Origin of the sequence: Microbacterium lacus (genome assembly GCF_044794305.1) — a bacterium.
Lineage (GTDB): Bacteria > Actinomycetota > Actinomycetes > Actinomycetales > Microbacteriaceae > Microbacterium > Microbacterium lacus_B.
This window is the reverse complement of record NZ_CP084996.1, coordinates 273,927-298,291: the sequence shown is the minus strand read 5'-3', so window position 1 is coordinate 298,291 and position 24,365 is coordinate 273,927. Positions and strand designations below refer to the sequence as shown.

25 protein-coding genes are annotated in these 24,365 nt (G+C 66.9%); 24 read left to right on the top strand and 1 reads right to left on the bottom strand.

Annotation, left to right across the window (positions count from 1 at the left end; genetic code table 11):
• The first annotated feature begins 24 nt into the window (after nt 1–24).
• The 13 genes from pyrR (at nt 25) to LG299_RS01415 (ending at nt 15,435) form a co-directional block, all read left to right on the top strand.
• Nucleotides 25–555, top strand: coding sequence for a bifunctional pyr operon transcriptional regulator/uracil phosphoribosyltransferase PyrR (gene pyrR / locus LG299_RS01475; RefSeq protein WP_404432841.1), 531 nt, complete (start codon nt 25–27; stop codon nt 553–555).
• Nucleotides 552–1,514 (top strand): aspartate carbamoyltransferase catalytic subunit, encoded by a 963-nt coding sequence (locus LG299_RS01470; RefSeq protein ID WP_404432839.1) that lies wholly within the window; start codon nt 552–554, stop codon nt 1,512–1,514. The genes pyrR and LG299_RS01470 overlap by 4 nt, the downstream gene beginning before the upstream one ends.
• Nucleotides 1,511–2,821, top strand: coding sequence for a dihydroorotase (locus LG299_RS01465; RefSeq protein ID WP_404432837.1), 1,311 nt, complete (start codon nt 1,511–1,513; stop codon nt 2,819–2,821). Before LG299_RS01470 ends, LG299_RS01465 begins: the two co-directional genes overlap by 4 nt.
• Complete coding sequence (locus tag LG299_RS01460) at nt 2,818–3,327, top strand: hypothetical protein (protein ID WP_404432835.1); 510 nt, start codon at nt 2,818–2,820, stop codon at nt 3,325–3,327. Before LG299_RS01465 ends, LG299_RS01460 begins: the two co-directional genes overlap by 4 nt.
• Nucleotides 3,324–4,478: a glutamine-hydrolyzing carbamoyl-phosphate synthase small subunit gene (gene carA / locus LG299_RS01455; protein ID WP_404432833.1), complete on the top strand. Its 1,155-nt coding sequence runs from the start codon at nt 3,324–3,326 to the stop codon at nt 4,476–4,478. Before LG299_RS01460 ends, carA begins: the two co-directional genes overlap by 4 nt.
• Nucleotides 4,471–7,758: a carbamoyl-phosphate synthase large subunit gene (carB, locus tag LG299_RS01450; protein ID WP_404432831.1), complete on the top strand. Its 3,288-nt coding sequence runs from the start codon at nt 4,471–4,473 to the stop codon at nt 7,756–7,758. Before carA ends, carB begins: the two co-directional genes overlap by 8 nt.
• Entirely contained in the window at nt 7,755–8,615 is an 861-nt protein-coding gene (pyrF, locus tag LG299_RS01445) for an orotidine-5'-phosphate decarboxylase (RefSeq protein ID WP_404432829.1), read from the top strand. Before carB ends, pyrF begins: the two co-directional genes overlap by 4 nt.
• The gene (gmk, locus tag LG299_RS01440; protein WP_404432827.1) at nt 8,608–9,504 is read left to right on the top strand and encodes a guanylate kinase; all 897 of its coding nucleotides are present in this window, start codon (nt 8,608–8,610) and stop codon (nt 9,502–9,504) included. The genes pyrF and gmk overlap by 8 nt, the downstream gene beginning before the upstream one ends.
• A gap of 116 nt (nt 9,505–9,620) precedes the next feature.
• A complete protein-coding gene (gene rpoZ, locus LG299_RS01435) occupies nt 9,621–9,878 on the top strand; it encodes a DNA-directed RNA polymerase subunit omega (protein WP_404432825.1) in 258 nt (85 codons plus the stop codon).
• A gap of 84 nt (nt 9,879–9,962) precedes the next feature.
• Nucleotides 9,963–11,156, top strand: coding sequence for a methionine adenosyltransferase (gene metK, locus LG299_RS01430; RefSeq protein ID WP_404432823.1), 1,194 nt, complete (start codon nt 9,963–9,965; stop codon nt 11,154–11,156).
• Between the two features lies 1 nt (nt 11,157).
• On the top strand, nt 11,158–13,134 hold the full coding sequence (locus LG299_RS01425; protein WP_404432821.1) for a primosomal protein N': 1,977 nt from the start codon (nt 11,158–11,160) through the stop codon (nt 13,132–13,134).
• A 10-nt stretch (nt 13,135–13,144) separates the two neighbouring features.
• A complete protein-coding gene (gene fmt / locus LG299_RS01420) occupies nt 13,145–14,068 on the top strand; it encodes a methionyl-tRNA formyltransferase (RefSeq protein ID WP_404432819.1) in 924 nt (307 codons plus the stop codon).
• Nucleotides 14,065–15,435: an RsmB/NOP family class I SAM-dependent RNA methyltransferase gene (locus LG299_RS01415; protein WP_404432817.1), complete on the top strand. Its 1,371-nt coding sequence runs from the start codon at nt 14,065–14,067 to the stop codon at nt 15,433–15,435. Before fmt ends, LG299_RS01415 begins: the two co-directional genes overlap by 4 nt.
• Before the next feature lie 6 nt (nt 15,436–15,441).
• On the opposite strand, the gene glsA is transcribed toward LG299_RS01415, so the two are convergent.
• Entirely contained in the window at nt 15,442–16,617 is a 1,176-nt protein-coding gene (glsA, locus tag LG299_RS01410; RefSeq protein WP_404432815.1) for a glutaminase A, read from the bottom strand.
• Between the two features lie 95 nt (nt 16,618–16,712).
• On the opposite strand from glsA, the gene rpe reads away from it, so the two are divergent.
• The 11 genes from rpe to lgt are packed head-to-tail and all read left to right on the top strand — an operon-like array spanning nt 16,713 to nt 24,349.
• The gene (gene rpe, locus LG299_RS01405; protein ID WP_404434763.1) at nt 16,713–17,333 is read left to right on the top strand and encodes a ribulose-phosphate 3-epimerase; all 621 of its coding nucleotides are present in this window, start codon (nt 16,713–16,715) and stop codon (nt 17,331–17,333) included.
• Nucleotides 17,334–17,353: 20 nt separating this feature from the next.
• Nucleotides 17,354–17,617, top strand: a complete 264-nt coding sequence (locus tag LG299_RS01400) for a phosphoribosyl-ATP diphosphatase (protein ID WP_404432813.1) — start codon at nt 17,354–17,356, stop codon at nt 17,615–17,617.
• Between the two features lie 44 nt (nt 17,618–17,661).
• Nucleotides 17,662–18,504: an ATP phosphoribosyltransferase gene (gene hisG, locus LG299_RS01395; RefSeq protein WP_404432811.1), complete on the top strand. Its 843-nt coding sequence runs from the start codon at nt 17,662–17,664 to the stop codon at nt 18,502–18,504.
• A complete protein-coding gene (gene hisF, locus LG299_RS01390) occupies nt 18,504–19,283 on the top strand; it encodes an imidazole glycerol phosphate synthase subunit HisF (protein WP_404432809.1) in 780 nt (259 codons plus the stop codon). The genes hisG and hisF overlap by 1 nt, the downstream gene beginning before the upstream one ends.
• Entirely contained in the window at nt 19,280–19,648 is a 369-nt protein-coding gene (hisI, locus tag LG299_RS01385; protein WP_404432807.1) for a phosphoribosyl-AMP cyclohydrolase, read from the top strand. Before hisF ends, hisI begins: the two co-directional genes overlap by 4 nt.
• The gene (locus LG299_RS01380) at nt 19,645–20,250 is read left to right on the top strand and encodes a Trp biosynthesis-associated membrane protein (protein ID WP_404432805.1); all 606 of its coding nucleotides are present in this window, start codon (nt 19,645–19,647) and stop codon (nt 20,248–20,250) included. The genes hisI and LG299_RS01380 overlap by 4 nt, the downstream gene beginning before the upstream one ends.
• Nucleotides 20,251–20,290: 40 nt before the next feature.
• Entirely contained in the window at nt 20,291–20,521 is a 231-nt protein-coding gene (locus LG299_RS01375; protein WP_404432803.1) for a DUF6704 family protein, read from the top strand.
• A gap of 1 nt (nt 20,522) precedes the next feature.
• Nucleotides 20,523–21,326, top strand: a complete 804-nt coding sequence (gene trpC, locus LG299_RS01370) for an indole-3-glycerol phosphate synthase TrpC (protein WP_404432801.1) — start codon at nt 20,523–20,525, stop codon at nt 21,324–21,326.
• Nucleotides 21,323–22,528, top strand: a complete 1,206-nt coding sequence (trpB, locus tag LG299_RS01365) for a tryptophan synthase subunit beta (protein ID WP_404432799.1) — start codon at nt 21,323–21,325, stop codon at nt 22,526–22,528. Before trpC ends, trpB begins: the two co-directional genes overlap by 4 nt.
• Nucleotides 22,525–23,319, top strand: a complete 795-nt coding sequence (gene trpA, locus LG299_RS01360) for a tryptophan synthase subunit alpha (RefSeq protein ID WP_404432797.1) — start codon at nt 22,525–22,527, stop codon at nt 23,317–23,319. The genes trpB and trpA overlap by 4 nt, the downstream gene beginning before the upstream one ends.
• Before the next feature lie 52 nt (nt 23,320–23,371).
• The gene (lgt, locus tag LG299_RS01355) at nt 23,372–24,349 is read left to right on the top strand and encodes a prolipoprotein diacylglyceryl transferase (RefSeq protein WP_404432795.1); all 978 of its coding nucleotides are present in this window, start codon (nt 23,372–23,374) and stop codon (nt 24,347–24,349) included.
• Nucleotides 24,350–24,365: the final 16 nt, after the last annotated feature.

Below are 24,365 nucleotides of genomic sequence, written 5' to 3'. Positions count from 1 at the left end.
GTGAGGCGGAGAAGGGAGCGGCAGATGAGCACGCGAACCGTGTTGCACGAAGCCGACATTGCCCGAGCGTTGACTCGGATCTCGCACGAGATCCTTGAGTCGAACAAGGGGCCCGACGGTCTGATCCTTCTCGGAATTCCCACGCGAGGCGTCGCACTCGCGCACCGGATCGCAACCCTCGTCGGCGAGTTCTCGGACACCACCATCCCCACGGGCGCGCTCGACGTCACGATGTACCGGGACGACCTCCACAGGAACCCCACGCGCGCGCCGCAACCCACGCAGATTCCCGCCGGTGGGATCGACGGCAAGACCGTGGTGCTCGTCGATGACGTGCTCTTCTCCGGGCGCAGCATCCGTTCCGCGCTCGATGCACTCCAAGACATCGGGCGGCCCGCAGCCGTGCGCCTCGCGATCCTCGTTGATCGAGGCCATCGGGACCTGCCCATCCGCCCCGACTTCGTCGGCAAGAACCTGCCGAGCTCCCGCGACGAGCGCGTGAATGTGCGCCTCGCCGATGTTGACGGCATCGAGGAGGTGACGATCGAATCATGAGGCACCTGCTCGATACGAAGACACTCTCGCGCGCAGACGCGCTGCGCATCCTCGATGTTGCCGAGGACATGGCCGACACCCAGCAGCGTGAGGTCAAAAAACTTCCGACGCTGCGCGGCAAGACGGTCGTCAACCTCTTCTTCGAGGACTCCACCCGCACCCGCATCTCGTTCGAGGCCGCAGCGAAGCGCCTCTCGGCCGACGTGATCAACTTCTCGGCCAAGGGCTCGAGTGTCTCCAAGGGAGAGTCGCTTCAAGACACCGCGCAGACACTGCAGGCGATGGGGGCGGATGCTGTCGTCATTCGCCACGGTGCGTCCGGCGCTCCTCGAACACTCGCGACGAGCGGCTGGATCACGGCGGGTGTGGTCAACGCGGGCGACGGCACGCACGAGCATCCGACCCAGGCGCTCTTGGATGCCTTCACGATCCGCAACCGCCGTCACGGTGCCGACAGCCGCGGGCGCGACCTTGAGGGCATGCGAGTCACGATCGTCGGTGACATCCTGCATTCGCGCGTCGCGCGTTCGAACGTGTGGTTGTTGTCGACACTCGGTGCCGAGGTCACGCTCGTCGCACCACCAACCCTGGTGCCGCAGGATGTCTCGGCCTGGCCCGCCCGCGTGCGGTACAACCTCGATGACGCCATTGACGCAGACCCCGATGCACTCATGATGCTGCGCATTCAGTCCGAACGGATGAATGCGGCGTATTTCCCCACTGAACGGGAGTATTCCCGCCGCTGGGGACTCGACCCCGCACGGCTCGCACGGCTCGGTGCCGATAGCATGGTCATGCACCCCGGCCCGATGAACCGCGGCCTGGAGATCTCTGCCGAGGCGGCCGATTCGGCTCGCTCCACGGTGCTCGCACAAGTGACCAACGGCGTGTCGGTGCGCATGGCGGTGCTGTATCTGCTTCTGGCAGGCACCAGCGGCGAAACGGAGGACGCACGATGAGCGAAGTATTCCTGTTTCGAGGGGCGCGCCCAGAAGGCGGCGAAAGCGCTGACCTCATTGTCGACGGCGGAACGATTGTCGAGGCCGGCGCCGGTCTTTCGCGGTCCGGTGCGACGGTGATCGATGTCGACGGCCTCGTCGCGCTTCCTGGCTTGGTCGATCTGCATACGCACCTGCGCGAGCCCGGGTTCGAGGCATCCGAAACCGTCTTGACCGGATCGCGCGCCGCGGCGGCGGGCGGCTACACCGCCGTATTCGCGATGCCCAACACCTCCCCGGTTGCAGACACCGCCGGCGTGGTCGAGCAAGAACTCGCGCTCGGCGAAGCCGCGGGGTACGTCACCGTTCAGCCCATCGGCGCGGTGACGGTCGGGCAGAAGGGTGAGCGGCTCGCCGAACTCGGCGCCATGGCGGATTCGCGCGCTCGCGTGCGCGTGTTCAGCGACGACGGCTTCTGCGTCTGGGATCCGCTGATCATGCGGCGAGCGCTGGAGTACGTGAAAGCGTTCGACGGTGTCATCGCTCAGCATGCGCAAGACCCTCGGCTGACCGAGGGGGCGCAACTCAACGAGGGTGCGATCTCAGCAGAGCTCGGGCTTGCGGGTTGGCCTGCCGTCGCCGAGGAGTCGATCATCGCGCGCGATGTGCTGCTGGCCGAGCACGTGGGGTCACGCCTGCACGTCTGTCACCTCTCGACTGCCGGTTCGGTCGAGATCATCCGCTGGGCCAAAGAGCGTGGCGTGAACGTCACTGCTGAAGTCACTCCGCATCACCTCCTGCTGACCGACGAACTGGCGCGTGGGTATGACGCCCGGTTCAAGGTCAACCCGCCGCTGCGGCGTGAAGAGGATGTCATGGCTGTTCGTGAGGGCCTGGCCGACGGCACGATCGACATCGTCGCGACCGATCACGCCCCGCACCCCGCCGAGGCCAAGGCCTGCGAGTGGCAGGCAGCCGCCAACGGGATGGTGGGACTCGAGAGCGCATTGCGGGTCGTGCAGGTCGCCATGGTCGACACCGGGATGCTGAGCTGGAGCGACGTCGCACGCGTGATGTCGCGTGAGCCCGCCCGCATCGGTCGCCTGAGTGGCCACGGCACTCCGCTCGTTGCCGGGCAGCCCGCGTCGCTCACGTTCTACGACCCTGAGCCGATCCGCCCATTCGGAGTGGTCGATCTGAAGGGCCGCAGTCACAACTCGCCCTACCTCGGCAGGGAACTTCCGGGCGAAGTACGGTGGACACTCCACCGCGGAGTGCCGACGGTGGTCAACGGTGCGCTCCTGGATACTCCCGGAGTGCGATCGTGACCCGCGAGGCCGCGATCGCGGTGATGATCACGATCGCCATACTGATCGTCGCTCTGGGGGCCTTCGGCTGGTGGCGGCGCACGCGCCGCGACCGTGGCACGTCTGCGCCCTTCGGCGAAGCGCCTGATTCGGCACACGAGCTCAGTCGCTTCACCGTGCTCTATGTGGCCACTACCCGGCATGGCGAGCCCCTGGAACGCTTGGCAATCCGTGGTCTGGGCTACCGATCGCGCGGGACGGTGACCGTCGCGGACTCAGGCGTCGCGCTCGACCTCACCGGGCAGCCTCGTATGTTCTTCGCCACGGGCCGACTCCTCGATGTCGCCCAGGCGACCGTGGCCATCGACCGCGTGGTCGAACGTGACGGTCTCACGCGCCTCACGTGGCGCACCGACGATGACACCATCGTCGACTCCTACCTTCGCCCTCAGGATGCTTCGGCGCTCGCTCTTGCGGACGCCGTGCGAAGCATCCTGACCCCTACACCGACGGGAAACGACGCATGATCTCGCCGCATCTCCAACCACCCGCTGTTCTCGTGCTCGAGGATGGCACCCGCCACACCGGCCGCTCCTACGGCGCGGAGGGCACCACACTCGGTGAGGTCGTCTTCGCCACGGGGATGACCGGTTATCAAGAGACCCTGACCGATCCTTCCTACGCCGGACAGATCGTGCTGCAGACCGCTCCGCACATCGGCAACACCGGCATGAACGACGAAGACCCCGAGTCTCGGCGCATCTGGGTCGCTGGGTACATCGTGCGCGACCCCTCGCGCGTCGTGTCGAACTGGCGCGCTGACGAATCTCTCGACGAGGCGCTGATCACCGACGGGATCGTCGGCATCAGCGGAATCGACACACGCGCGGTCACCCGCCACATCCGTTCCGCCGGCAGCATGCGCGGCGGAATCTTCTCGGGCGAAGCGGCATCGCTGGACGCCGAACAGCAGCTTGCACTCGTACGCGAAGCGCCCGAGATGTCAGGTCAGAACCTCTCGGCCGCCGTATCGGTCACCGCCGCAGAGGTTACCGAAGCTGTGGGGGAGCGGGTCGGCAACCTCGCCGTCCTGGACTTGGGCGTGAAGCAGGCCACCGTCGACAACCTCGCGTTGCGCGGGTTCGAAGTGCATGTCCTTCCGCAAGACGTCACGATCGATGGCATTCGTGCGATCGACCCGGTCGCCGTGTTCTACTCCAACGGGCCCGGTGACCCCGCAGCATCCGGCGACCACGTCGCGCTCCTGCGCGCGGTCCTCGATGACCGCCTGCCGTTCTTCGGGATCTGCTTCGGCAACCAACTGCTCGGCCGTGCACTCGGACTGGACACATACAAGCTGCCGTTCGGCCACCGCGGCATCAACCAGCCTGTGCTCGACAAGACCACCGGCCGCGTCGAGATCACCGCGCACAACCACGGGTTCGCCGTGGACGCCCCCCGCGAGGGCGCCTTCGACTCACCCAACGGCTATGGACAGGTCGAAGTGAGCCACATCGGCCTCAACGACAACGTCGTCGAGGGCCTGCGTGCACTCGAAATCCCGGCCTTCTCGGTGCAGTACCACCCGGAGGCAGCCGCCGGACCCCACGACGCCAACTACCTCTTCGACCGATTCCGTGACCTCGTCGTCGCGACTCTGAAGGAAAAGAATGCCTAAGCGCGACGACATCAAGAGTGTCCTGGTCATCGGATCTGGCCCGATCGTCATCGGCCAGGCCTGCGAGTTCGACTACTCGGGCACCCAGGCGTGCCGAGTGCTCCGCGAAGAGGGCGTGCGCGTCATCCTGGTCAACTCGAACCCGGCCACGATCATGACCGACCCCGATTTCGCCGACGCCACCTACATCGAGCCCATCACGTGGCAGGTGATCGAGACAATCATTGCCAAAGAGAAGCCGGACGCGATCCTGCCGACACTGGGTGGCCAGACCGCGCTGAACGCGGCGATCGATCTGCACAACAACGGCGTTCTCGAGAAGTACGACGTCGAACTGATCGGGGCGAACTTCGAAGCGATCAACAAGGGCGAAGACCGCCAGATCTTCAAGCAGTTGGTGTTGGATGCGGGAGCCGATGTCGCCGACAGCCGGATCGCGCACACCATGGACGAAGTGCTCGCCGCCGCTGACGAACTCGGCTACCCGATGGTTGTGCGCCCGTCGTTCACGATGGGCGGGCTCGGCTCGGGTTTCGCGTACGACGAGAAGGACCTCCGCCGCATCGCCGGCGCGGGCCTGCGCGATTCGCCGACCACCGAGGTGCTCCTCGAGGAGTCGATCCTCGGATGGAAAGAGTATGAGCTCGAACTCATGCGCGACACCGCCGATAACACTGTGGTCGTCTGCTCGATCGAGAACGTCGACCCGGTGGGCGTGCACACCGGTGACTCGATCACGGTCGCTCCGGCGCTGACCCTCACCGACCGTGAGTACCAGAAGCTCCGTGACATCGGCATCGACATCATCCGCGCCGTCGGCGTCGATACCGGTGGGTGCAACATCCAGTTCGCCGTGAACCCCGACACCGGACGCATCATCGTGATCGAGATGAACCCGCGCGTCTCGCGGTCTTCTGCGCTGGCTTCGAAGGCGACGGGCTTCCCCATCGCCAAGATCGCCGCGAAGCTCGCCATCGGCTACCGCCTCGATGAGATCCCCAACGACATCACCAAGGTGACCCCCGCAAGCTTCGAGCCCACACTCGACTACGTCGTGGTGAAGGTGCCCCGGTTCAACTTCGAGAAGTTCCCCGCGGCCGACACCACACTGACCACGACCATGAAGTCCGTCGGTGAGGCCATGGCGATCGGCCGCAACTACGCGACCGCACTGCAGAAGGCGCTCCGTTCGCTCGAGAAACGCGGGTCGAGCTTTCACTGGGGCGATGAGACCCGCTCGGCCGAGGAGCTGCTCGAGATTTCGCGCAAGCCCACCGATGGCCGCATCGTGGTGCTCCAGCAGGCGCTTCGCAAGGGCGCGACTGTCGAGCAGGCCTTCGAGGCCACCAAGATCGACCCGTGGTTCCTCGATCAGATCGTGCTGATCAACGAGGTTGCAGCCTTCGTCGCGGACGCAGATGATCTGGACGAAGGCACCTTGCGCCTCGCGAAGGAGCACGGCTTCAGCGATGTGCAGATCGCGCAGCTGCGGGGGATCGGCGAGACCGAGGTCCGCAGCATCCGGTACGCCGCAGGCCTACGGCCCGTCTACAAGACGGTCGACACGTGTGCGGGGGAGTTCCCGGCGCTCACGCCGTATCACTACTCCAGCTACGACTTCGAGACAGAGGTGACGCCCTCCGAGCGCACCAAGGTCGTCATCATCGGCTCCGGTCCCAACCGCATCGGCCAGGGCGTCGAGTTCGACTACTCGTGCGTGCACGCCTCGTTCGCACTCTCGGACGCCGGCTACGAGACCATCATGGTCAACTGCAACCCCGAGACGGTCTCGACGGACTACGACACCTCTGACCGGTTGTACTTCGAGCCGCTCACACTCGAAGACGTGCTCGAGGTTCTGTACGCCGAAGCACAGTCCGGCAAGATCCTCGGCGTGATCTGCCAGCTCGGTGGACAGACGCCTCTGGGTCTCGCCAAGGGCATCGAAGAAGCCGGCTACACGATTCTCGGCACGAGTCCGGCCGCGATCGATCTCGCCGAGGAGCGCGAGCTGTTCTCGCAGCTACTCGATGCAGCCGGCCTCATCGCGCCACGCCACGGCACGGCGATCAACGCGGACGGCGCCGTGCTCATCGCCGAAGAGATCGGGTACCCCGTGCTCGTGCGCCCGAGCTTCGTCCTCGGCGGACGCGGCATGGAAATCGTCTACGACACCGCGAGCCTGCGCGAGTACTTCGTGCGCACCGCCGGCGAGGTCATCATCGGGGAGGGGATGCCGCTCCTGGTCGACCGCTTCCTCGATGACGCGATCGAACTCGACGTCGATGCCCTCTATGACGGTAACGAGCTGTACATCGGCGGCGTGATGGAGCACCTCGAAGAGGCCGGCATCCATTCCGGCGACTCCAGCTGCACGCTGCCTCCAGTGAGCCTCGGCCGCACCGAGGTCGACCGGGTGCGCGAAGCCACCCTGGCCATCGCTCGGGGAGTGGGGGTCCGCGGGCTGCTCAACGTCCAGTTCGCGATCTCGGCGGGCGTGCTCTATGTGATCGAGGCGAACCCTCGCGCGAGCCGCACCGTGCCCTTCGTGTCGAAGGCGCTCGGAATCCCGCTCGCAAAGGCGGCGAGCCGCATCATGGCGGGCTCGACGATCGCCGAGCTCAAGGCCGAGGGAATGTTGCCGCCGCAGGACGGCTCTCGCGTGCCTCTGGACGCTCCGGTGGCCGTCAAGGAAGCAGTGCTGCCGTTCAAGCGGTTCCGCACCGCCGACGGCCAAACCGTGGACTCGATCCTCGGCCCCGAGATGCGCTCGACGGGCGAGGTCATGGGGATCGACCGCGACTTCCCGACGGCGTTCGCCAAGTCGCAGGAGGCCGCGTATGGCGGTCTTCCGTTGACGGGGACGGTCTTCATCTCGGTCGCCGATAGCGACAAGCGTGCCGTGATCCTCCCCGCGCACCGCCTGCAAGAACTCGGCTTCACGCTCGTCGCGACCGAGGGCACCGCAGAAATCCTCGCCCGCAACGGCATCGAGGTGACGGTCGTGAACAAGTACTCCGACACACAGGAGTCCGGGGCATCCAACATCGTCGACCTCATCAATGCGGGCGATATCGACATCGTCGTGAATACCCCGAGCGGTGGCACGGCTCGTGCCGACGGCTACGAGATCCGCGCGGCCGCAGTCGCCGGAGACAAGGCGCTGTTCACCACCATGGCGGTCCTCGGTGCGGCTGTCAGCGCTCTTCCGGTGCTGCGCGAAGGATTCCGAGTGAGGAGCCTGCAGGAGTACGCGGCGGATCGAGCGGCGCGCGCGTGACAGGCTTCGGAGCGCGGTTACGCACGGCTCTCGACCTCTACGGGCCCCTGTGCGTCGGAATCGATCCGCACACCCACCTGCTGGAGCAGTGGGGGTTGGATGCCGCGGCATCCGGTGCTCGTGACTTCGGACTCCGGGTCGTCGAGGCGGCGGCCGGGCGGGTTGGTGTCGTCAAACCGCAGGTGGCGTTCTTCGAGGCGTATGGGTCTGCGGGCTTCGCCGCGCTCGAGGACGTCCTTGCTGCCGCACGCGATGCCGGGCTCGTCATCATCGCCGATGCCAAGCGTGGCGACATCGGTTCGACGATGGATGGGTACGCGGCCGCGTGGCTGACCCCCGGTTCTCCGCTGGAAGCAGACGCGGTGACGCTCAGCCCCTATCTCGGGCCGGACTCGCTCCGCGAGACCCTCACCTTCGCCGTGCGTCACGGCAAGGGCGCGTTCGTCTTGGCGGCGACGAGCAATCCCGAAGCGTACGCCGTGCAGAGTGCGCGCACGATCGATGTCGCGTCGACGCAGGACCAGTCCGTCGCTGAGCGGGTCGCGCGCGATGTCTCGTGGATCAACGGCTCCGCCGCCTTCGAGGGTGGCCTGGGCCCGATCGGACTCGTCGTGGGCGCGACTGTCGACCGCACGGCACTCGGACTGCCCGACGAAGCCCTTCGCGGTGCACCCCTGCTCGCTCCCGGATTCGGGGCGCAGGGTGCGGCCCCGGCCGACCTGCAGAAGCTCTTCGGGGCGCTCTCACCCAATGTCGTCGCCTCCGAGAGTCGCAGTGTGCTCTCCGCCGGACCGACTGCACTCCCCGCGCGCATCGCAGAGCGCACGGCGATGTACCGTGGAAGCTCCCATGGCTGATTCACGCACACCCCCCGATGTTGACCGGGTCGCGGCATCCCGTCGCGCCGTCGCAGCACGCCGCGAACGCGCCGCGCTGAAAAGAGACGTCACGATGCGCGTCATTTCGCCGCAGGAGCTCCTGCGGCGAGCGCTGGGCGCCCCGGATTCTGCGGCCGGCGCCATGCGCGTGACCGAGTTCCTCACCGCGATCCCCGCGATCGGCGCCGGCAAACGCGACCGAATTCTCGCTGATCTTGAGATCTCTCCCGTCAAGCGACTCGGGGGTCTCGGTGCACGCCAGCGAACCGTGCTGCGAGCCTTCCTCGACGAGCGCGTGCCAGAGGTCGAGCCCCGCGGTGGTCGTAGCCGACTCGTCGTGCTCGCCGGCCCCACAGCTGTGGGCAAGGGAACGGTCGCCGCACACATCAAGGCACACCACCCCGAGATCCACCTGTCGGTCTCGGCGACCACGCGAGCGCCTCGCCCGGGCGAAGTCGACGGTGAGCATTACTTCTTCGTGGACGACTCGGAGTTTGACCGCATGATCGCTGCCGGTGAGCTTCTGGAGCATGCGACGGTCCACAACGCGTATCGCTATGGCACGCCGCGTGCTCCGATCGACACTGCGCTCGCTCAGGGTCACGCTGTTCTGCTCGAGATCGATCTGCAAGGCGCCCGCCAGGTGCGTGCGGCAGAGCCGTCAGCAACCCTCGTGTTCCTGCTCCCGCCCAGCTGGGACGAACTCGTTCAACGACTTGTCGGGCGCGGCACAGAGGGCGATGCCGAGCGTGCCCGCCGCTTGAAAACCGCCAAGACCGAACTCGCGTCACAGAATGAGTTCGACTTCCGAGTCGTCAACGACGACGTGGCGCGCGCCGCGGCCGCGGTGGCAGAACTCGCCGAGTAACTCACGGACGCGGGGGAGCACCCGTCTGGCGTAGAATGGTGGGATGCCTCGGCACCGCCGAGCCCAGATCCACGCACTCGCGTCTTCAACGCCGTATCCGAACCAGGAGGTTTCCCATGGCCGGAACCAACCAGGGAATCATTGATCCCCCCATCGACAGCCTGCTCGAAAAGGTCGACTCGAAGTACCAGCTCGTGATTTTCGCGTCCAAGCGTGCGCGCCAGATCAACGACTACTACTCCGATCTTCACGAGGGCAACTTGTTCGACAACGTGGGCCCGCTCGTGGACTCGAACGTCGAAGACAAGCCGCTGACGATCGCTCTGCACGAGATCCACGAAGACAAGCTGCGTCTGCGTCCGATCGCAGAGTAACCATTTCGCTGTGATGCCCCCGAGGCGGCTCTGTCCGCCTTCGGGGGCATACTTATGTGTGCCCGCAACCGACCTGGAGTATCGATGACCGAACTGCGCCTGTTCACATCCGAGTCCGTGACCGAGGGCCACCCCGACAAGATCTGCGACCAGATCTCGGACGCGATCCTCGATGCGATCATCACCGATGATCCCGATGGGCGCGTCGCGGTCGAGACGCTCGTCACGACCGGTCTCGTGCATGTGGCCGGTGAAGTCTCCACGAGCGCATACGTCGAGATTCCGGCGATCGTGCGCAAGGTCGTCAACCGTATCGGCTACACCTCGAGCGAGGCCGGCTTCGACGGCAACTCTTGCGGAGTGAGCATCTCGATCGGTGCACAGTCGTCCGACATCGCCGCCGGTGTTGACAAGGCCTTTGAGCGTCGCGAAGACGGCTCAGAAGACCCCCACGACTTCCAGGGCGCGGGCGATCAGGGAATCATGTTCGGCTACGCCACCGATGAGACACCACAGCTCATGCCGATGGCGATCTGGACGGCGCACCGCATGGCCGAGCGGCTCGCGGAGGTGCGCAAGTCGGGTGAACTGGCCTTCCTCCGCCCCGACGGCAAGACCCAGGTGACCTTGGGCTATGACGGGTCGGTTCCGAAGACGGTGCAAGCTGTTGTGCTGTCCACTCAGCACCACGGCGACATCGACCTTGAAGATGTGCGCACCGAGGTGCGGCGTGCTGTCATCGATCCTGTGCTCGCCGAAACGGGCCTCGAGCAGCCGAACGTCAAGTACTACGTCAACCCGGCCGGTCCCTTCGTGATCGGTGGCCCCAAGGGCGACGCGGGCCTCACGGGCCGCAAGATCATCATCGACACCTATGGTGGCGCGGCGCGCCACGGTGGCGGGGCCTTCAGCGGCAAAGACCCGTCAAAGGTCGATCGTTCGGCCGCGTACGCGATGCGCTGGGTGGCCAAGAACGTGGTCGCCGCCGGTCTCGCGAAGCGCCTCGAGGTGCAAGTCGCGTACGCGATCGGCAAGGCTCAGCCCGTCGGTCTTTACGTTGAGTCGTTCGGTACGGGGACCCTGTCAGATAAAGCGATTGCACGGGCGATCCGCGAGGTGTTCGACCTGCGCCCGCGCGCGATCATCGAACAGCTCGACCTGTTGCGCCCCATCTACGCGCAGACTGCCGCGTACGGGCACTTCGGCCGCGAGCTGCCCGATTTCACCTGGGAGCGCACCGACCGCGCAGCAGATCTGCGCTCAGCCGCCGGAATCTGAGGTGTCTGCGCGGCGCGTCGCGCGCGTGCTGATCGATTCGCCCCTGCCCCAGCTCGACCGTCTCTTCGACTACGTCGTTCCCTTGAGTCTTCTCGAACAGGCGCAGCCCGGGGTCCGCGTGCGCGTGCCGTTGCGCACGGCTGGTCGAGTCGTGGACGGCTATCTGGTCGAGCTGGCCGATGAAGATGACGCCGACCGGCCACTGTCTGAGCTCGACGACGTCGTATCGCCCGTCGCGGTGCTCACCCCGGCGCTCTACGCGCTGGCGAGGCGCGCGGCCGACCGAGCGGCGGGGTCCGCCAGTGACATCCTTCGGCTGGCGATTCCGCGTCGGATGGTGCGCGCAGAGAAGGCTTGGCTCGCCGGGGAAGAGGCATCCGCCCTCGCGGTCTCGGACGAATCCGTCACCCGATCCTCGAAAACCCTCGCAGGCTTTCCCTCGCTCGCAGAGGAACTGTCGAACGGTGCGCGCGTGGCCGTGGATGCTGCACCCGGCCTTGTGCGGTTGCCCGATGGTACCGACGTCGGCGCCTGGGCGGCCCTTCTCGCCGCTGCCGGCGTGCAGACGCTCGCGCGTGGCAGGAGCGCGATCCTCGTTGTCCCCGATCACCGGGACCAGGCCCAACTCGTCGCGGCGCTGTCAGCGATCGCGCCAGCGGGTTCAGTGATCGAGACCGACGCACGGCAAAGCGCACCGGCGCGCTACGCCGCGTTCCTCCGCACGCTGAGTAGAGTGCCGTGCATCGTGGTCGGTAATCGCTCGGCCGTCTATGCACCAGTGCACGAACTCGGTCTCATCGCGCTCTGGGACGACGGCGACTCGCTCCTGTCAGAGCCCCTGAGCCCCGGAGTTCATGCACGCGATGCGGCCCTCATCCGGCAAGAACTCGACGGCGGGGCACTCCTCTTCGCCGGTCACACGCGCACGAGCGACGTGGAACGACTGGTCTCGGTCGGCTGGGTGACCGAGATCACCGCGAAGCGGCGCACAAGTCCACGGGTCGTGCTGAGCGCGACGCGCGAGGGGGAGTCGCGGGGCGCCAGGGTCCCGTCTGCCGCCTTCGCCGCCGCGCGCGAAGCACTAGCCCACGGGCCGGTACTCGTACAGGTGGCGCGTCCCGGCTATGCGCCGGTACTCGTCTGCGCCGAGTGCCGCAACCCGGCGCGTTGTCCACACTGCGCGGGGCCCCTCCAGGCCGCGCGAGCGGGCGCGGTGCCGGTCTGCGGCTGGTGTGGCCGCTCAGCGCACGCCTGGACGTGCCCGGAGTGTTCCTCCACCAAGCTCCGGATGGCTTCCGCCGGGAGCGAGCGCACCGCCGACGAACTGGGCCGCGCCTTTCCCGGGGTGCGGATCATCGTTGCCGACGGAGAACACCAGGTGCTGCGTATCGATGACCGGCCGGCGCTCGTCGTCGCGACCCGTGGGGCAGAGCCGATCGCCACCGGAGGCTACCGAGCAATCGTGCTGCTGGATGGCGACCGGATGCTGATGGCCGACGATCTTCGTATCGGTGAGTCGTGCCTGAGGTGGTGGAGCAACGCCGCCGCTCTCGCCGCTCCCGGTGCGCCCGTTCACCTGGTCGGAGTCGCAGGCCCGGTTGCTCGTGCCTTGGCCACCTGGACCCAGCCCGCCTACGCTCGGGCGGAGCTCGCCGATCGAGCACCGCTCCGCATGCCGCCGACCGTGCGCGTCGCGAGCGTCGAAGGCGAACAGCGCAGCGTGCTCGGTGTGGTCGAGCACCTACGCAGCGAGGGAATCGTCGCAGATGCCGACGCGCTCGGGCCCGTGACAAGCGACAACGGCGTGCGAGCACTCGTGCGGTTCGACTACGGCCACGGAAGCCGCGCGTCCGAGATCCTTCGCGCTGCGGTCGTTGCCGAAGCGCTGAAGTCCCGTCGCAGACCCGCGAAGGGGCGACCACCGACGCCCCGCAATACACTCAGAGTGCGGGTCGATGTACCCGATCTTGACCTGTAAGGACAACTTCATGCGCCTCGTCTTCGCCGGGACGCCGTTTGCCGCGGTGCCATCGCTACAGCGGCTCGCGGCATCCACCCACGACATCGCCGCAGTGGTCACCCGACGTGACGCTCCCCTCGGACGCAAACGGGTCATCACGCCGTCGCCGGTCGCCTCTGCGGCGACCGAACTGGGCCTCGAGGTGATCCGCACGGATCGCCTCGACGCGGCAGCCACCGAGACGATCTCGGGGCTCGCTGCCGAACTCGGAGTGATCGTGGCCTATGGCGGGCTGGTGCGCGAACCTCTGCTGTCACACCCGCCGCACGGCTGGATCAACCTGCACTTTTCGCTCCTCCCGCGTTGGCGCGGTGCGGCTCCGGTTCAGCATGCGCTCATCGCCGGTGACCGCATGACGGGCGCAAGCGTGTTCCAGCTCGTGGCCGAGCTCGATGCGGGCGAGGTCTTCGCTGAGCGGTCGGTCACCATCCCTTCCTCTGCCACGGCCGGAGACGTGCTCGAATCGCTCGCCGGGGTCGGGGCCGAGCTCCTGCTCGAGGTCGTGGATGCGATCGCCGACGGCACAGCCGTGGCCGTTCCGCAGGTAGGCACACCGACGCTTGCGCCGAAACTGTCCGACGAAGACGGTCGCATCCGTTGGACCGATGCAGCGGAGGGCGTGCTCGGCCGCATCCGGGGGACCACCCCCGAGCCTGGCGCCCATACGACAATGGACGGAGCTCGCCTGAAGATCCTGGCGGTCGCAGACGCCCCGGCGGACGCGCCGACACTGATGCCGGGCGCTCTCGTGGGCGTCGGAACGACCGTGCTGGTCGGTACCGGCACGCGACCGATCGCTCTGGAGACGATTCAGCCGGCCGGAAAGGGAGCCATGCGCGCAATGGACTGGTGGCGCGGGCTTCGCGTCGAGAATCCGGTGGTGGGCTCGTGAGCCCCGTTCAGCCATCGAGGCGAGTCGCCTTCGAGACGGTGCGTGCGGTGCACGAATCGGATGCGTTCGCCAACCTTCTTCTTCCGGTGGCGATCAGGCGTGCGGGGCTCAACACCGCTGACGCTGCCCTCGCCACAGAACTGACCTACGGAACCCTCCGGCGCGAGGGCACCTACGACGCCGTCATCGCCTCGGCCGCGGGTCGTGGCGTGGACGAGATCGATCCCGCCGTCCTTGACGCGTTGCGGCTCGGAGCCCACCAGCTCCTCTCGACACGTGTGCCCTCGCACGCGGCGGTGAACGAGTCGGTCGAGCTCGCCCGCTCGGCCGGGAGTCGCGGCGCAGCCGGGTTCGCGAATGCCGTGCTCCGGCGCATCACGCGTGACACTCCGGGGGACTGGATGTCACGCATCGCCGAATCCGCCCGCTCCGACGACGAACGACTCGGACTCGTCTTCTCTCATCCTGTCTGGGTCGTGCGCGCGTTCCGGCGGGCTCTTGCGGCCGAGGGACGGGCCGACGAACTCGAAGCGTTGCTCGCCGCCGACAATGCTTCCCCCCGGGTGACGATGGCCGCGCTCCCCGGTCTTGCGGAGGTACCCGACGACGTTCGCCGCACGCCGTACTCGCCCTTCGGATTCCGCCTAGGTGGCGGCGACCCCGAAACGACGATCCGCGAAGCCGGTGGACGCGTGCGCGTACAGGACGAGGGTTCGCAGCTCGCGGCCCTCGCGCTGACCCGCGCAACCCCGATCGCAGCGGGCGAACGCTGGCTCGACCTGTGTGCCGGGCCGGGCGGCAAGACGGCGATCCTCGCGGCTGAAGCACTGGCAAGCGGCGCGATTCTCGAGGCCAACGAGATCTCCCCGGCACGCGCCGGGCTTGTCCGCAACGCCATCGCCGGCATCCCGCTCGACGTTCCCGTTTCCGAAGAAGACGGCCGTACACGAGCGGACGACGCGCCCGATACCTACGATCGCATCCTCGTCGATGCGCCGTGCACGGGGCTCGGCGCCCTGCGAAGGCGACCCGAAGCGCGCTGGCGGAAGTCACCCGCCGACGTCCCCGAACTGACCGCGCTACAGCGCGAGTTGCTCTCCAGTTCGGTGAGCGCCCTGAAGCCCGGAGGAATTGTCGCCTACGTCACGTGCTCGCCGCACTTGGCCGAAACTGCCGGTGTCGTCGCCGATGTCCGGCGGGAGTGGGGGGCAGCGCTCGAGGAGGTGTCGGCGCGGGAAGTGCTTCAGCGCATCAGTACAGCCGACCCCGTGCTCGGCGAGCAAGCCGACGGGTCGGGACGCGCACAGCTCTGGCCGCACCGGCACAATACCGACGCGATGTCGATCTCGCTGCTGCGCCGGGTATGACGTCGTTCACTGCGTGAGCTGAAAGCCCTCGGGCATATCGTCGAACTCCGCGCGCAGGGCGGACAGGGCGCCGGGGTGCACGCGGCCGAGTTCGCGGGCGTCCACGATCACCGGGGTTCCGGCCGACGCGGATCCCACGAGATCCCGCAGGACTGCGGCGACCCGTTCCGTGCCGGCGAAACCCAGCTCGCCACCGAGTGTGACCCGCAGTCCGCCACCCTGATTCGCCTGCACGTGCACGCCCGGTGCACCCAGACCTTCGTGCGTGTCGAGCAGATGCATCCCGAAACTCTCCGACAGGGTGCGCACGACCGCGCTTGCGCGCACGCTGTTGCCGTGCTCGTCCAGCCGAGGGCTGAAAGCAGCGACCCCGAATTGCGACGGTGCGACCGCGAGCAGACCGCCGCTCACGCCACTCTTGGCCGGGACACCGACGCGCAGGAGCCATTCTCCGGAGAAGTCATACATTCCGCAGCTCGACATCACCGAGAGCACATGACGTGCCGACGTCTCGCTCACCACGCGTGCACCGGTGACGGGATTGACCCCTCCGAAGGCGAGGGTCGCCGACATGACCGCGAGGTCGCGGACGCTGACGAGCACCGAACACTGACGAAAATACGATTCGACGGTGTCGTCGACCGGACCTTCGAAGATGCCGTGCGAGCGGAGGAGGTGGGCAAGGGCCCGGTTACGGTCGCCGGTGGCAGACTCCGAGGCGTACACCGATTCGTCGATCCACAGCGACCGGCCGGCGAACGCCGAGAGCGTGGCGACGATCCGCCCTGTCCGATCGTCGACGTCTGTGCCCTCAATCAGCGACGTTGTCGCAATGGCGCCCGCGTTGACCATCGGGTTGACGGGCCGACCGGTGATGTCCTCAAGACTGATCGCATTGAAGGGCTCGCCGCTCGGCTCTGCCCCCACATGGTCGAGCACCGCATCGAGGCCACGCTCCTCCAATGCCAGGGCCAGGACGAACGGCTTGGAGATCGACTGAATCGTGAACTGCACGCGATCGTCGCCCACACTGCGCACCCGTCCGCGCGGGCCGACCACCGCGAGCGCCAGCTGATCGGGGTCAGCGGTGGCAAGTTGGGGGATGTAGTTCGCGACCTCTCCGGCATCGAGGGGACGGACTTCTTCGAGTACGCGCTCAAGCACGGCGCTGATGGGGTCCACGGCTCGACCATAATGGACGCGTGCACAGCGACGCCCCCGGAGCCCATGACGGCGTCCGCATCAACCCCAGCATCCTGGCCGCAGACTTCGCGAACATGGAGGCATCCCTCGCCCGCATTCAGGGCGCGGACTTCGTCCACGTCGACGTGATGGACAACCATTTCGTGCCCAACCTCACGTTCGGGCCGCAGATGGTGCGGCGGATCCAAGAAACGAGCACCGTTCCGCTCGATGTGCATCTGATGATCGAGGCGCCCGAACGCTGGGCTCCCGAATACGCAGAACTCGGCGCAGCATCCGTCACTTTTCACCTCGAAGCATCCGCCGAACCGGTCACGCTCGCTCGTCGGTTGCGCGCGATGGGCGCCCGCGCGGGTGTCGCGGTCAAACCCGCCACACCGGTCGAGAACCTCTACGACGTGCTCGACGAGTTCGACCAGATCCTCGTCATGACCGTTGAACCGGGATTCGGCGGTCAGTCCTTCATGCCCGAGACCATGCCCAAGCTCACCGCGCTGGCTGCCGAGGCACGACGTCGAGGCTCGGCGGTGTGGCTCCAGGTCGACGGTGGCATCGGCGAGTCGACGATCGCACAGGCTGCCGAGGCGGGTGCCGATACGTTCGTCGCCGGGTCTGCGGTGTTTGGGGCATCCGATCCCGATGCGGCGATCACCTCACTCCGTGCGGCCGCGGCGTCACATCGTCACGCGCACTGAAGGGGCGATACCCTTGCAGGGTGAAGACGTTCGACACTCTGTTCGCTGAGCTGGCCGCGAAGGCCGCCGAGCGACCCGAAGGATCGGGGACGGTCGCGCAGCTGGACGCCGGCGTACACGCCATCGGTAAGAAGATCGTCGAAGAAGCGGCCGAGGTATGGATGGCCGCCGAGTACGAGTCGACGGATGCGGCAGCCGAAGAGATTTCGCAGCTGCTGTACCACCTGCAGGTGATGATGCTCGCGAAAGGACTGACCCCCGAGGATGTCTACCGACATCTGTGAGCTGCAGCCCACCGACCGTCCTGAAACCTGAAAGCCATCCCGCCATGCTGCGTATTGCTGTGCCGAACAAGGGGTCGCTCGCCGACACCGCTGCCGAATTGCTCCAAGAGGCGGGGTACAGCGGTCGCCGAGACCCGAAGGACCTCCACGTCATCGATCCGGCGAACGAGGTCGAGTTCTTCTACCTCCGCCCGAAAGACATCGCCACATACGTCGGCTCTGGCGCCCTGGATGTCGGCATCACCGGCCGTGACCTGCTGCTGGACGCGCGGATGCCGGGAGCCAAAGAGATCGAAGCGCTGGGCTTCGCCGGCTCGACGTTCCGATTCGCCGCACCGACCGGGACCTTCTCGAGCATTGAAGACCTCGACGGCGCTCGGGTGGCGACGTCCTACCCGGGCCTTGTGGATGCCTTCCTCGACCAGCGGGGTATTGCGGTTGACCTCGTCCCGTTGGACGGGGCCGTCGAGTCGGCCGTACGCCTCGGCGTCGCCGATGCGATCGCCGACGTCGTCGAGACCGGCACCACGTTGCGCCAGGCGGGCCTCGAGATATTCGGTCCGGTCATCCTGCAGTCCGAAGCGGTTCTCATCCAGTCACCGGCGGCCGCAGAAGGCACCGAAACGCTCCTCCGCCGTCTGCGCGGCGTCATGGTCGCCCGGCGGTACGTGCTGATTGACTACGACCTCCCCGCCGATCTCATCGACGCCGCTGTCGCTCTCGCGCCTGGCATCGAGTCCCCGACGATCTCACCGTTGCGCGATGAGACATGGGTCGCGGTGCGGGTGATGGTGGCGCGCAACGGCGTGAACCAGATCATGGACGCCCTGTACGCGATCGGCGCCCGAGCCATCCTGGTCACGGCTATTCACAACGCGAGGCTCTGATGAGTCTCGTGTGTCGCGTCATCCCGTGTCTGGATGTCGCCGCCGGACGCGTCGTGAAGGGCGTCAACTTCGAGAACCTCCGCGATATGGGCGACCCCGTCGAACTCGCCCGGGAGTACTTCGCCCAGGGCGCTGATGAACTCACCTTCCTCGACGTGACCGCAACTGTCGACGATCGCGCGACGACGTACGACGTTGTTCGCCGGACGGCCGAGGAGGTCTTCATCCCGCTGACGGTGGGCGGGGGAGTGCGCAGCGCTGAGGATGTCGCCCGACTGCTGTCGGTCGGTGCCGACAAGATCGGTGTCAACTCCGCCGCGATCGCTCGGCCGACACTCATCGATGACATCGCAGACCGCTTCGGGGCGCAGGTTCTCGTGCTTTCACTCGATGTGAAGCGAACCCTTCGCGGGCCGTCCGAGCGGATTCCTTCGGGGTTCGTGGTGACGACCCACGGCGGCCGCACCGAGACTGATCTCGATGCCCTGGCTTGGGCCCGCGAGGCGATCGAGCGCGGTGCCGGTGAACTGCTGGTGAACTCCATCGATGCCGACGGCACCAAGCAGGGATTCGACCTCGAACTCGTCGGTCTCATGCGCGAGCTCTCCAGCGTTCCCGTCATCGCTTCGGGCGGCGCGGGGCGGGCCGAAGACTTCTCGCCGGCGATCCGTGCGGGCGCGGACGCTGTGCTGGCAGCATCCGTCTTCCACTCCGGACAGCTGACCGTCGGCGACGTCAAGGCAGCGATGATGGCCGACGGCATCGAGGTGCGCACATGAGCGACGACCTCGACGCGCGCATCGCTCGAGTCACCTTCACCGACCAGGGGCTCGTTGCGGCGATCATTCAGCAGTGGGACACCCGCGAAGTGCTGATGCTGGGATGGATGGATGCTGAAGCCCTGCGCCGCACACTGACCGATGGCCGCGTGACTTTCTGGTCTCGCTCCCGCGGCGAGTACTGGCGCAAGGGCGATACCTCGGGCCACGTGCAGTACGTGCGCGGTGCGCGGCTCGACTGCGACGGCGACGCGATCCTGATCGACGTCGAGCAGGTGGGACCCGCCTGCCACACCGGCACCCGCACGTGCTTCGATGCCGACGATCTGCACCCGGACGTGACCGGCCTGGGGCACCCGCGATGAACCGCCGCGGTCGCCTCCTCGCCGTGCTCGTCGCGGTCGCGGTCGGGTCGTTCGGCGTGATCTCCTCCACACAGACCTGGCTCACCGTCGTGCTCGACGACGGCTCCGCCCAGGCGTTATCCGTCGCGGGCGACGCGGCTCTCCCTGTGCTCGCACCGCTCAGCCTCGCCGTGCTCGCACTCGGGGGCGCGTTAGCGGTGGTCGGACCGGTGCTGCGATACGTGTTCGGCGCGCTCACGGTCGCGATCGCCGCAACCCTGGCGGCGCTCACGTGGCCCATCGTCACCGGCCCTGGGGCGACGCATGTCGCATCGTCGGTCACCGAGGCGACCGGCATCACCGGCGAGGCCGCGGTCGGGCAACTCATCGCGTCGATCACCACCACGCCGTGGCCCGCGGTGACCTTGGCCGCGTGGGTCCTCCTGCTGGGGAGCGGCGTCCTGACATTCGTGACCGCGCACCGCTGGGCCGGGGGAGGCCGCCGGTTTCGGACGGAGTCCGCGACTCCGAATTCCGTTGCCTCACCCGCTGGATCGTCACGCCCGCACGACGCGATCGACGACTGGGATGACCTCTCACGTGGCGACGATCCCACGAGGTGACCGCTAGACTGGGCACACCCGCGACACTCGGAGGAGCACCATGAGCAACGACATCGGCGACCCTGGCCACGGACACTCGCCGGCTGCGTGGACGGCCGTCGTGATCATGCTCGTAGCCGTTGCGCTGGGCACCCTTTTCTACTGGCTCGACCTGCCGGTTCTGGTCTGGGCATCCGCCGGTCTGCTCGTTGTCGGCCTCATCGTCGGGTGGGTCATGTCCAAGAGCGGCTATGGCGTGAACGGGACGAAGTACACCCCGAAAGCGCATTGACGTGCTCGCCGACCTGACGGCCGGCGCGGTTCAGGATGCCGAGGCTCGCTCTGCCGAAAGGCCACTCGCGAACGTAGAGCGCGCCGCTCTCGCTCACGCTCCTGCTCTCGACGCCCGCCTTGCACTCGCACCCGCCGACGGTGTGAAGATCATCGCCGAAGTCAAGCGCGCCAGTCCGTCGCGCGGTGACCTCGCCGCCATCCCCGACCCTGCCCTCCAGGCGCGTCTGTACGAACAGGGGGGTGCCTCCGCGATCTCGGTTCTCACCGAGGGACGCAAGTTCAAAGGCAGCCTCGCCGACCTCGAAGCAGTGCGGGCCGCGGTGGGTGTTCCGGTGCTGCGCAAGGACTTCATCGCCACGGAGTACCAGGTTCTCGAAGCGCGCGCCGCCGGCGCCGACCTCGTGTTGCTGATCGTGGCGGCGCTCGCACAACCCGTCCTGACGCGCCTGCACTCGCTGATTCTCGATCTCGGAATGACCCCGCTCGTCGAGGCGCACTCCGCCTCGGAGGTCGACACCGCCGTAGACCTCGGTGCCGACCTGATCGGCATCAACGCCCGCGACCTTTCGTCGTTCGCGCTGGACCGCGACCTGTTCGGCAAACTCGCCGGCCGAATCCCCGCGAGCGCTGTGCGCATCGCCGAATCCGCCGTCCTCGTCCCCGACGACGTCGCCCACTACCGCGCCGCTGGCGCCGATGTCGTGCTGGTGGGAGAAGCGCTCGTGACGAATGACCCGATCACGACGCTTTCCGCCTTCCTCGCCGCCGGCGCCACGGCGAACGACCGAAGGGACTCGTTATGAGTCTGCGCGAAGCATCCGGACCATATTTCGGCGATTTCGGCGGACGATACATGCCCGAGTCACTCATTGCCGCGATTGATGAACTCACGGCGGAGTACGAAGCGGCGAAGGCAGATCCTGCTTTTCACAGCGAGTTCGTGCGCCTCTTGCGCACCTACGCCGGACGACCGTCGATCATCACCGAAGTTCCGCGGTTCGCCGAGCACGCCGGTGGCGCGCGGGTCTTCCTCAAGCGTGAAGACCTCAACCACACCGGTTCGCACAAGATCAACAACGTCCTCGGGCAGGCGCTGCTCACCCAGCGACTGGGTAAGACCCGTGTGATCGCCGAAACCGGGGCCGGTCAGCACGGCGTCGCCACCGCGACTGCCGCTGCGCTGTTCGGTTTCGACTGCACGATCTACATGGGCGAGGTCGACACCGAGCGTCAGGCGTTGAACGTCGCCCGCATGCGACTGCTCGGTGCCGAGGTCGTCGCCGTGAAGACCGGCTCGCGCACGCTCAAGGACGCCATCAACGACGCGTACCGCGACTGGGTTGCCTCAGTCGAGAACACCAACTACATCTTCGGCACCGCCGCGGGTCCGCACCCGTTCCCGGCGATGGTCCGCGACTTCCAGAAGGTCATCGGCGACGAGGCTCGGGCGCAACTGCTCGAAGAGGTCGGCCGCCTTCCCGACGCCGTCATCGCCTGCGTCGGCGGCGGCTCGAACGCGATCGGCATGTTCGACGCGTTCTTGGACGACGCGGACGTGAAGCTCTACGGCGTGGAGGCGGCCGGCGACGGCGTCGACACCGATCGGCACGCCGCATCCATCGAACGCGGACGAGTCGGAGTGCTGCACGGCGCGAAGACCTTCGTCCTTCAGGATGAGGACGGCCAGACGACGGAATCGCACTCGATCTCGGCAGGCCTCGATTACCCCGGGGTGGGCCCCGAGCACTCGTGGCTCGCAGCGATCGGCCGTGCGGAGTACATTCCCGCGACCGATGACGAGGCGATGCAGGCATTGCGACTGCTCTCGCAGACCGAAGGGATCATTCCCGCGATCGAGACAGCGCACGCCCTCGCGGGCGCGCTCCGCCTGGGACGCGAGATGGGACCCGATGCGGTGCTCGCCATCTGCCTTTCTGGGCGCGGCGACAAAGACATGGACACCGCCGCACGCTACTTCGACCTCTACGACGGAGCGAACGCATGACCTCGCGCGTAGCCGCAGCGATTGCCGCCGCCAAGGCCGAGGGCAGGGGAGCGTTCGTGGGCTATCTGCCCCTCGGCTTCCCCGACCTGCAGGCAAGCATCGACGCCGCGGTGGTGCTCGCCGAGAGCGGCGCCGACATCCTCGAGCTCGGCCCGCCGTACTCCGACCCGGTGATGGACGGGACGGTCATCCAAGAAGCCACCCAGCACGCTCTCGCCGGTGGCTTCCGCCTGCGCGACACCTTCACCGCCGTGCGTGCGATCGCCGAGCGGGTCGACGTCCCGATCCTCGTCATGACTTACTGGAACCCCGTGCTCCAGTACGGCGTCGACCGCTACGCCGATGACCTGCTCGCCGCCGGCGGCGCGGGCCTGATCACTCCCGACATCACGCCGGACGCAGCATCCGAGTGGATCTCTGCCAGCGAGCGCACCGGTCTCGACCGCGTGTTCCTCGCGGCACCCACATCGACCGACGAGCGACTGGCGATGATCGTCGCGAACTCGACGGGTTTCGTCTACACGGTCTCAACGATGGGCATCACCGGCGAACGTGCGGAGTTGGATGCTGCCGCCCGCACACTCGTCGCGCGTTTGCGCGAGCACGGCGCCGAGCACGCGTGCGTCGGCATCGGCATCTCGACTGCCGACCAGGTCACGAGCGTGCTCGAGTATGCCGACGGAGCGATCGTCGGCACCGCGCTCGTCCGCGCATTGCGAGACGGCGGCCTCTCTGGACTGGCGGAGACCACTCGCGCACTCACCGCAGGCACCCAGAGCCCGGCGAACTAGACTTCCTCCAGCGGCTCTCACCGCCCCTCCCTCCAGCAAGGACACGTTCCCCATGATCACCGCCGCCAGCCTTCTTACGCAGGGCGTCGCCACCAGCATTCCGAGCCCCGAGATCTCGGGCGTTCAACTCGGGCCGTTCTTCATCCACTTCTACGCCCTATGCATCATCACCGGAATCATCGCCGCGGTGCTGCTGACGAACCACCGTCTGACCAAGCGGGGCGCCGAACCGTGGGTCGTGATCGACATCGTGCTGATCGCCATTCCGCTCGGAATCATCGGTGCGCGGATCTATCACGTGGTCACTCACCCCACCTTCTACTTCGGTCCGGGCACCAATTTCTGGGAGGTCTTCGCCATCTGGAATGGTGGCATCGCGATCTACGGAGCGTTGATCGGCGGTGCGATCGGCGCGTGGCTCGGCTGCAAGTGGACCGGCATCCGGTTCTGGAGCTTCGCCGATGCCCTCGCCCCTGGCCTGCTGCTTGCTCAGGCGTTCGGGCGTTTCGGCAACTGGTTCAACCAGGAACTCTTCGGCCTGCCGACCGATCTGCCCTGGGGGCTCGAGATCGATTCCGACAACCCTGCGTTCCCGGCGGGCCTTCCCGAAGGCACGCTCTTCCATCCCACCTTCCTCTACGAAGTCATCTGGAACGTCCTCGGCGTGCTCGTCTTGCTCTACATCGGCCGCCGCTTCCACCTCCAGTGGGGTCGTCTGTTCGCCGTCTACCTCATGTGGTACAGCGCAGGTCGCATCGTGTGGGAGTCGATTCGCATCGATCCGAGCGAGATCTTCTTCGGCATCCGCACCAACGTGTGGGCCGCGATCTTCGGCGTCGTCATCGGACTCGTGCTGTTCTTCGTCCAGAAGCGTCGCCACCCGGGCATCGAGCCTTCGCCGTATATGCCGGGTCGTGAGCCGAAGTCAGATGGCACGGTACAATCGCAGAACGACTACGTCGATGTGAGTGAACCGCCCACAGATGAAGTCTCAGAAGGCACCGCCACAAGCACTGTCGCCACGAAGTAGCGCACGCATTCGCGAG

Coding starts and splice junctions, on each gene's coding strand:
- lgt (WP_404432795.1), top strand. CDS start 23,372: ATGATCACCGCCGCCAGCCTTCTTACGCAGGGCGTCGCCACCAGCATT.
- carA (WP_404432833.1), top strand. CDS start 3,324: ATGATCTCGCCGCATCTCCAACCACCCGCTGTTCTCGTGCTCGAGGAT.
- gmk (WP_404432827.1), top strand. CDS start 8,608: ATGGCTGATTCACGCACACCCCCCGATGTTGACCGGGTCGCGGCATCC.
- LG299_RS01470 (WP_404432839.1), top strand. CDS start 552: ATGAGGCACCTGCTCGATACGAAGACACTCTCGCGCGCAGACGCGCTG.
- LG299_RS01380 (WP_404432805.1), top strand. CDS start 19,645: ATGAACCGCCGCGGTCGCCTCCTCGCCGTGCTCGTCGCGGTCGCGGTC.
- hisF (WP_404432809.1), top strand. CDS start 18,504: ATGAGTCTCGTGTGTCGCGTCATCCCGTGTCTGGATGTCGCCGCCGGA.
- carB (WP_404432831.1), top strand. CDS start 4,471: ATGCCTAAGCGCGACGACATCAAGAGTGTCCTGGTCATCGGATCTGGC.
- hisG (WP_404432811.1), top strand. CDS start 17,662: ATGCTGCGTATTGCTGTGCCGAACAAGGGGTCGCTCGCCGACACCGCT.
- rpe (WP_404434763.1), top strand. CDS start 16,713: ATGGAGGCATCCCTCGCCCGCATTCAGGGCGCGGACTTCGTCCACGTC.
- fmt (WP_404432819.1), top strand. CDS start 13,145: ATGCGCCTCGTCTTCGCCGGGACGCCGTTTGCCGCGGTGCCATCGCTA.
- metK (WP_404432823.1), top strand. CDS start 9,963: ATGACCGAACTGCGCCTGTTCACATCCGAGTCCGTGACCGAGGGCCAC.
- LG299_RS01375 (WP_404432803.1), top strand. CDS start 20,291: ATGAGCAACGACATCGGCGACCCTGGCCACGGACACTCGCCGGCTGCG.
- pyrR (WP_404432841.1), top strand. CDS start 25: ATGAGCACGCGAACCGTGTTGCACGAAGCCGACATTGCCCGAGCGTTG.
- hisI (WP_404432807.1), top strand. CDS start 19,280: ATGAGCGACGACCTCGACGCGCGCATCGCTCGAGTCACCTTCACCGAC.
- LG299_RS01465 (WP_404432837.1), top strand. CDS start 1,511: ATGAGCGAAGTATTCCTGTTTCGAGGGGCGCGCCCAGAAGGCGGCGAA.
- rpoZ (WP_404432825.1), top strand. CDS start 9,621: ATGGCCGGAACCAACCAGGGAATCATTGATCCCCCCATCGACAGCCTG.
- trpA (WP_404432797.1), top strand. CDS start 22,525: ATGACCTCGCGCGTAGCCGCAGCGATTGCCGCCGCCAAGGCCGAGGGC.
- trpB (WP_404432799.1), top strand. CDS start 21,323: ATGAGTCTGCGCGAAGCATCCGGACCATATTTCGGCGATTTCGGCGGA.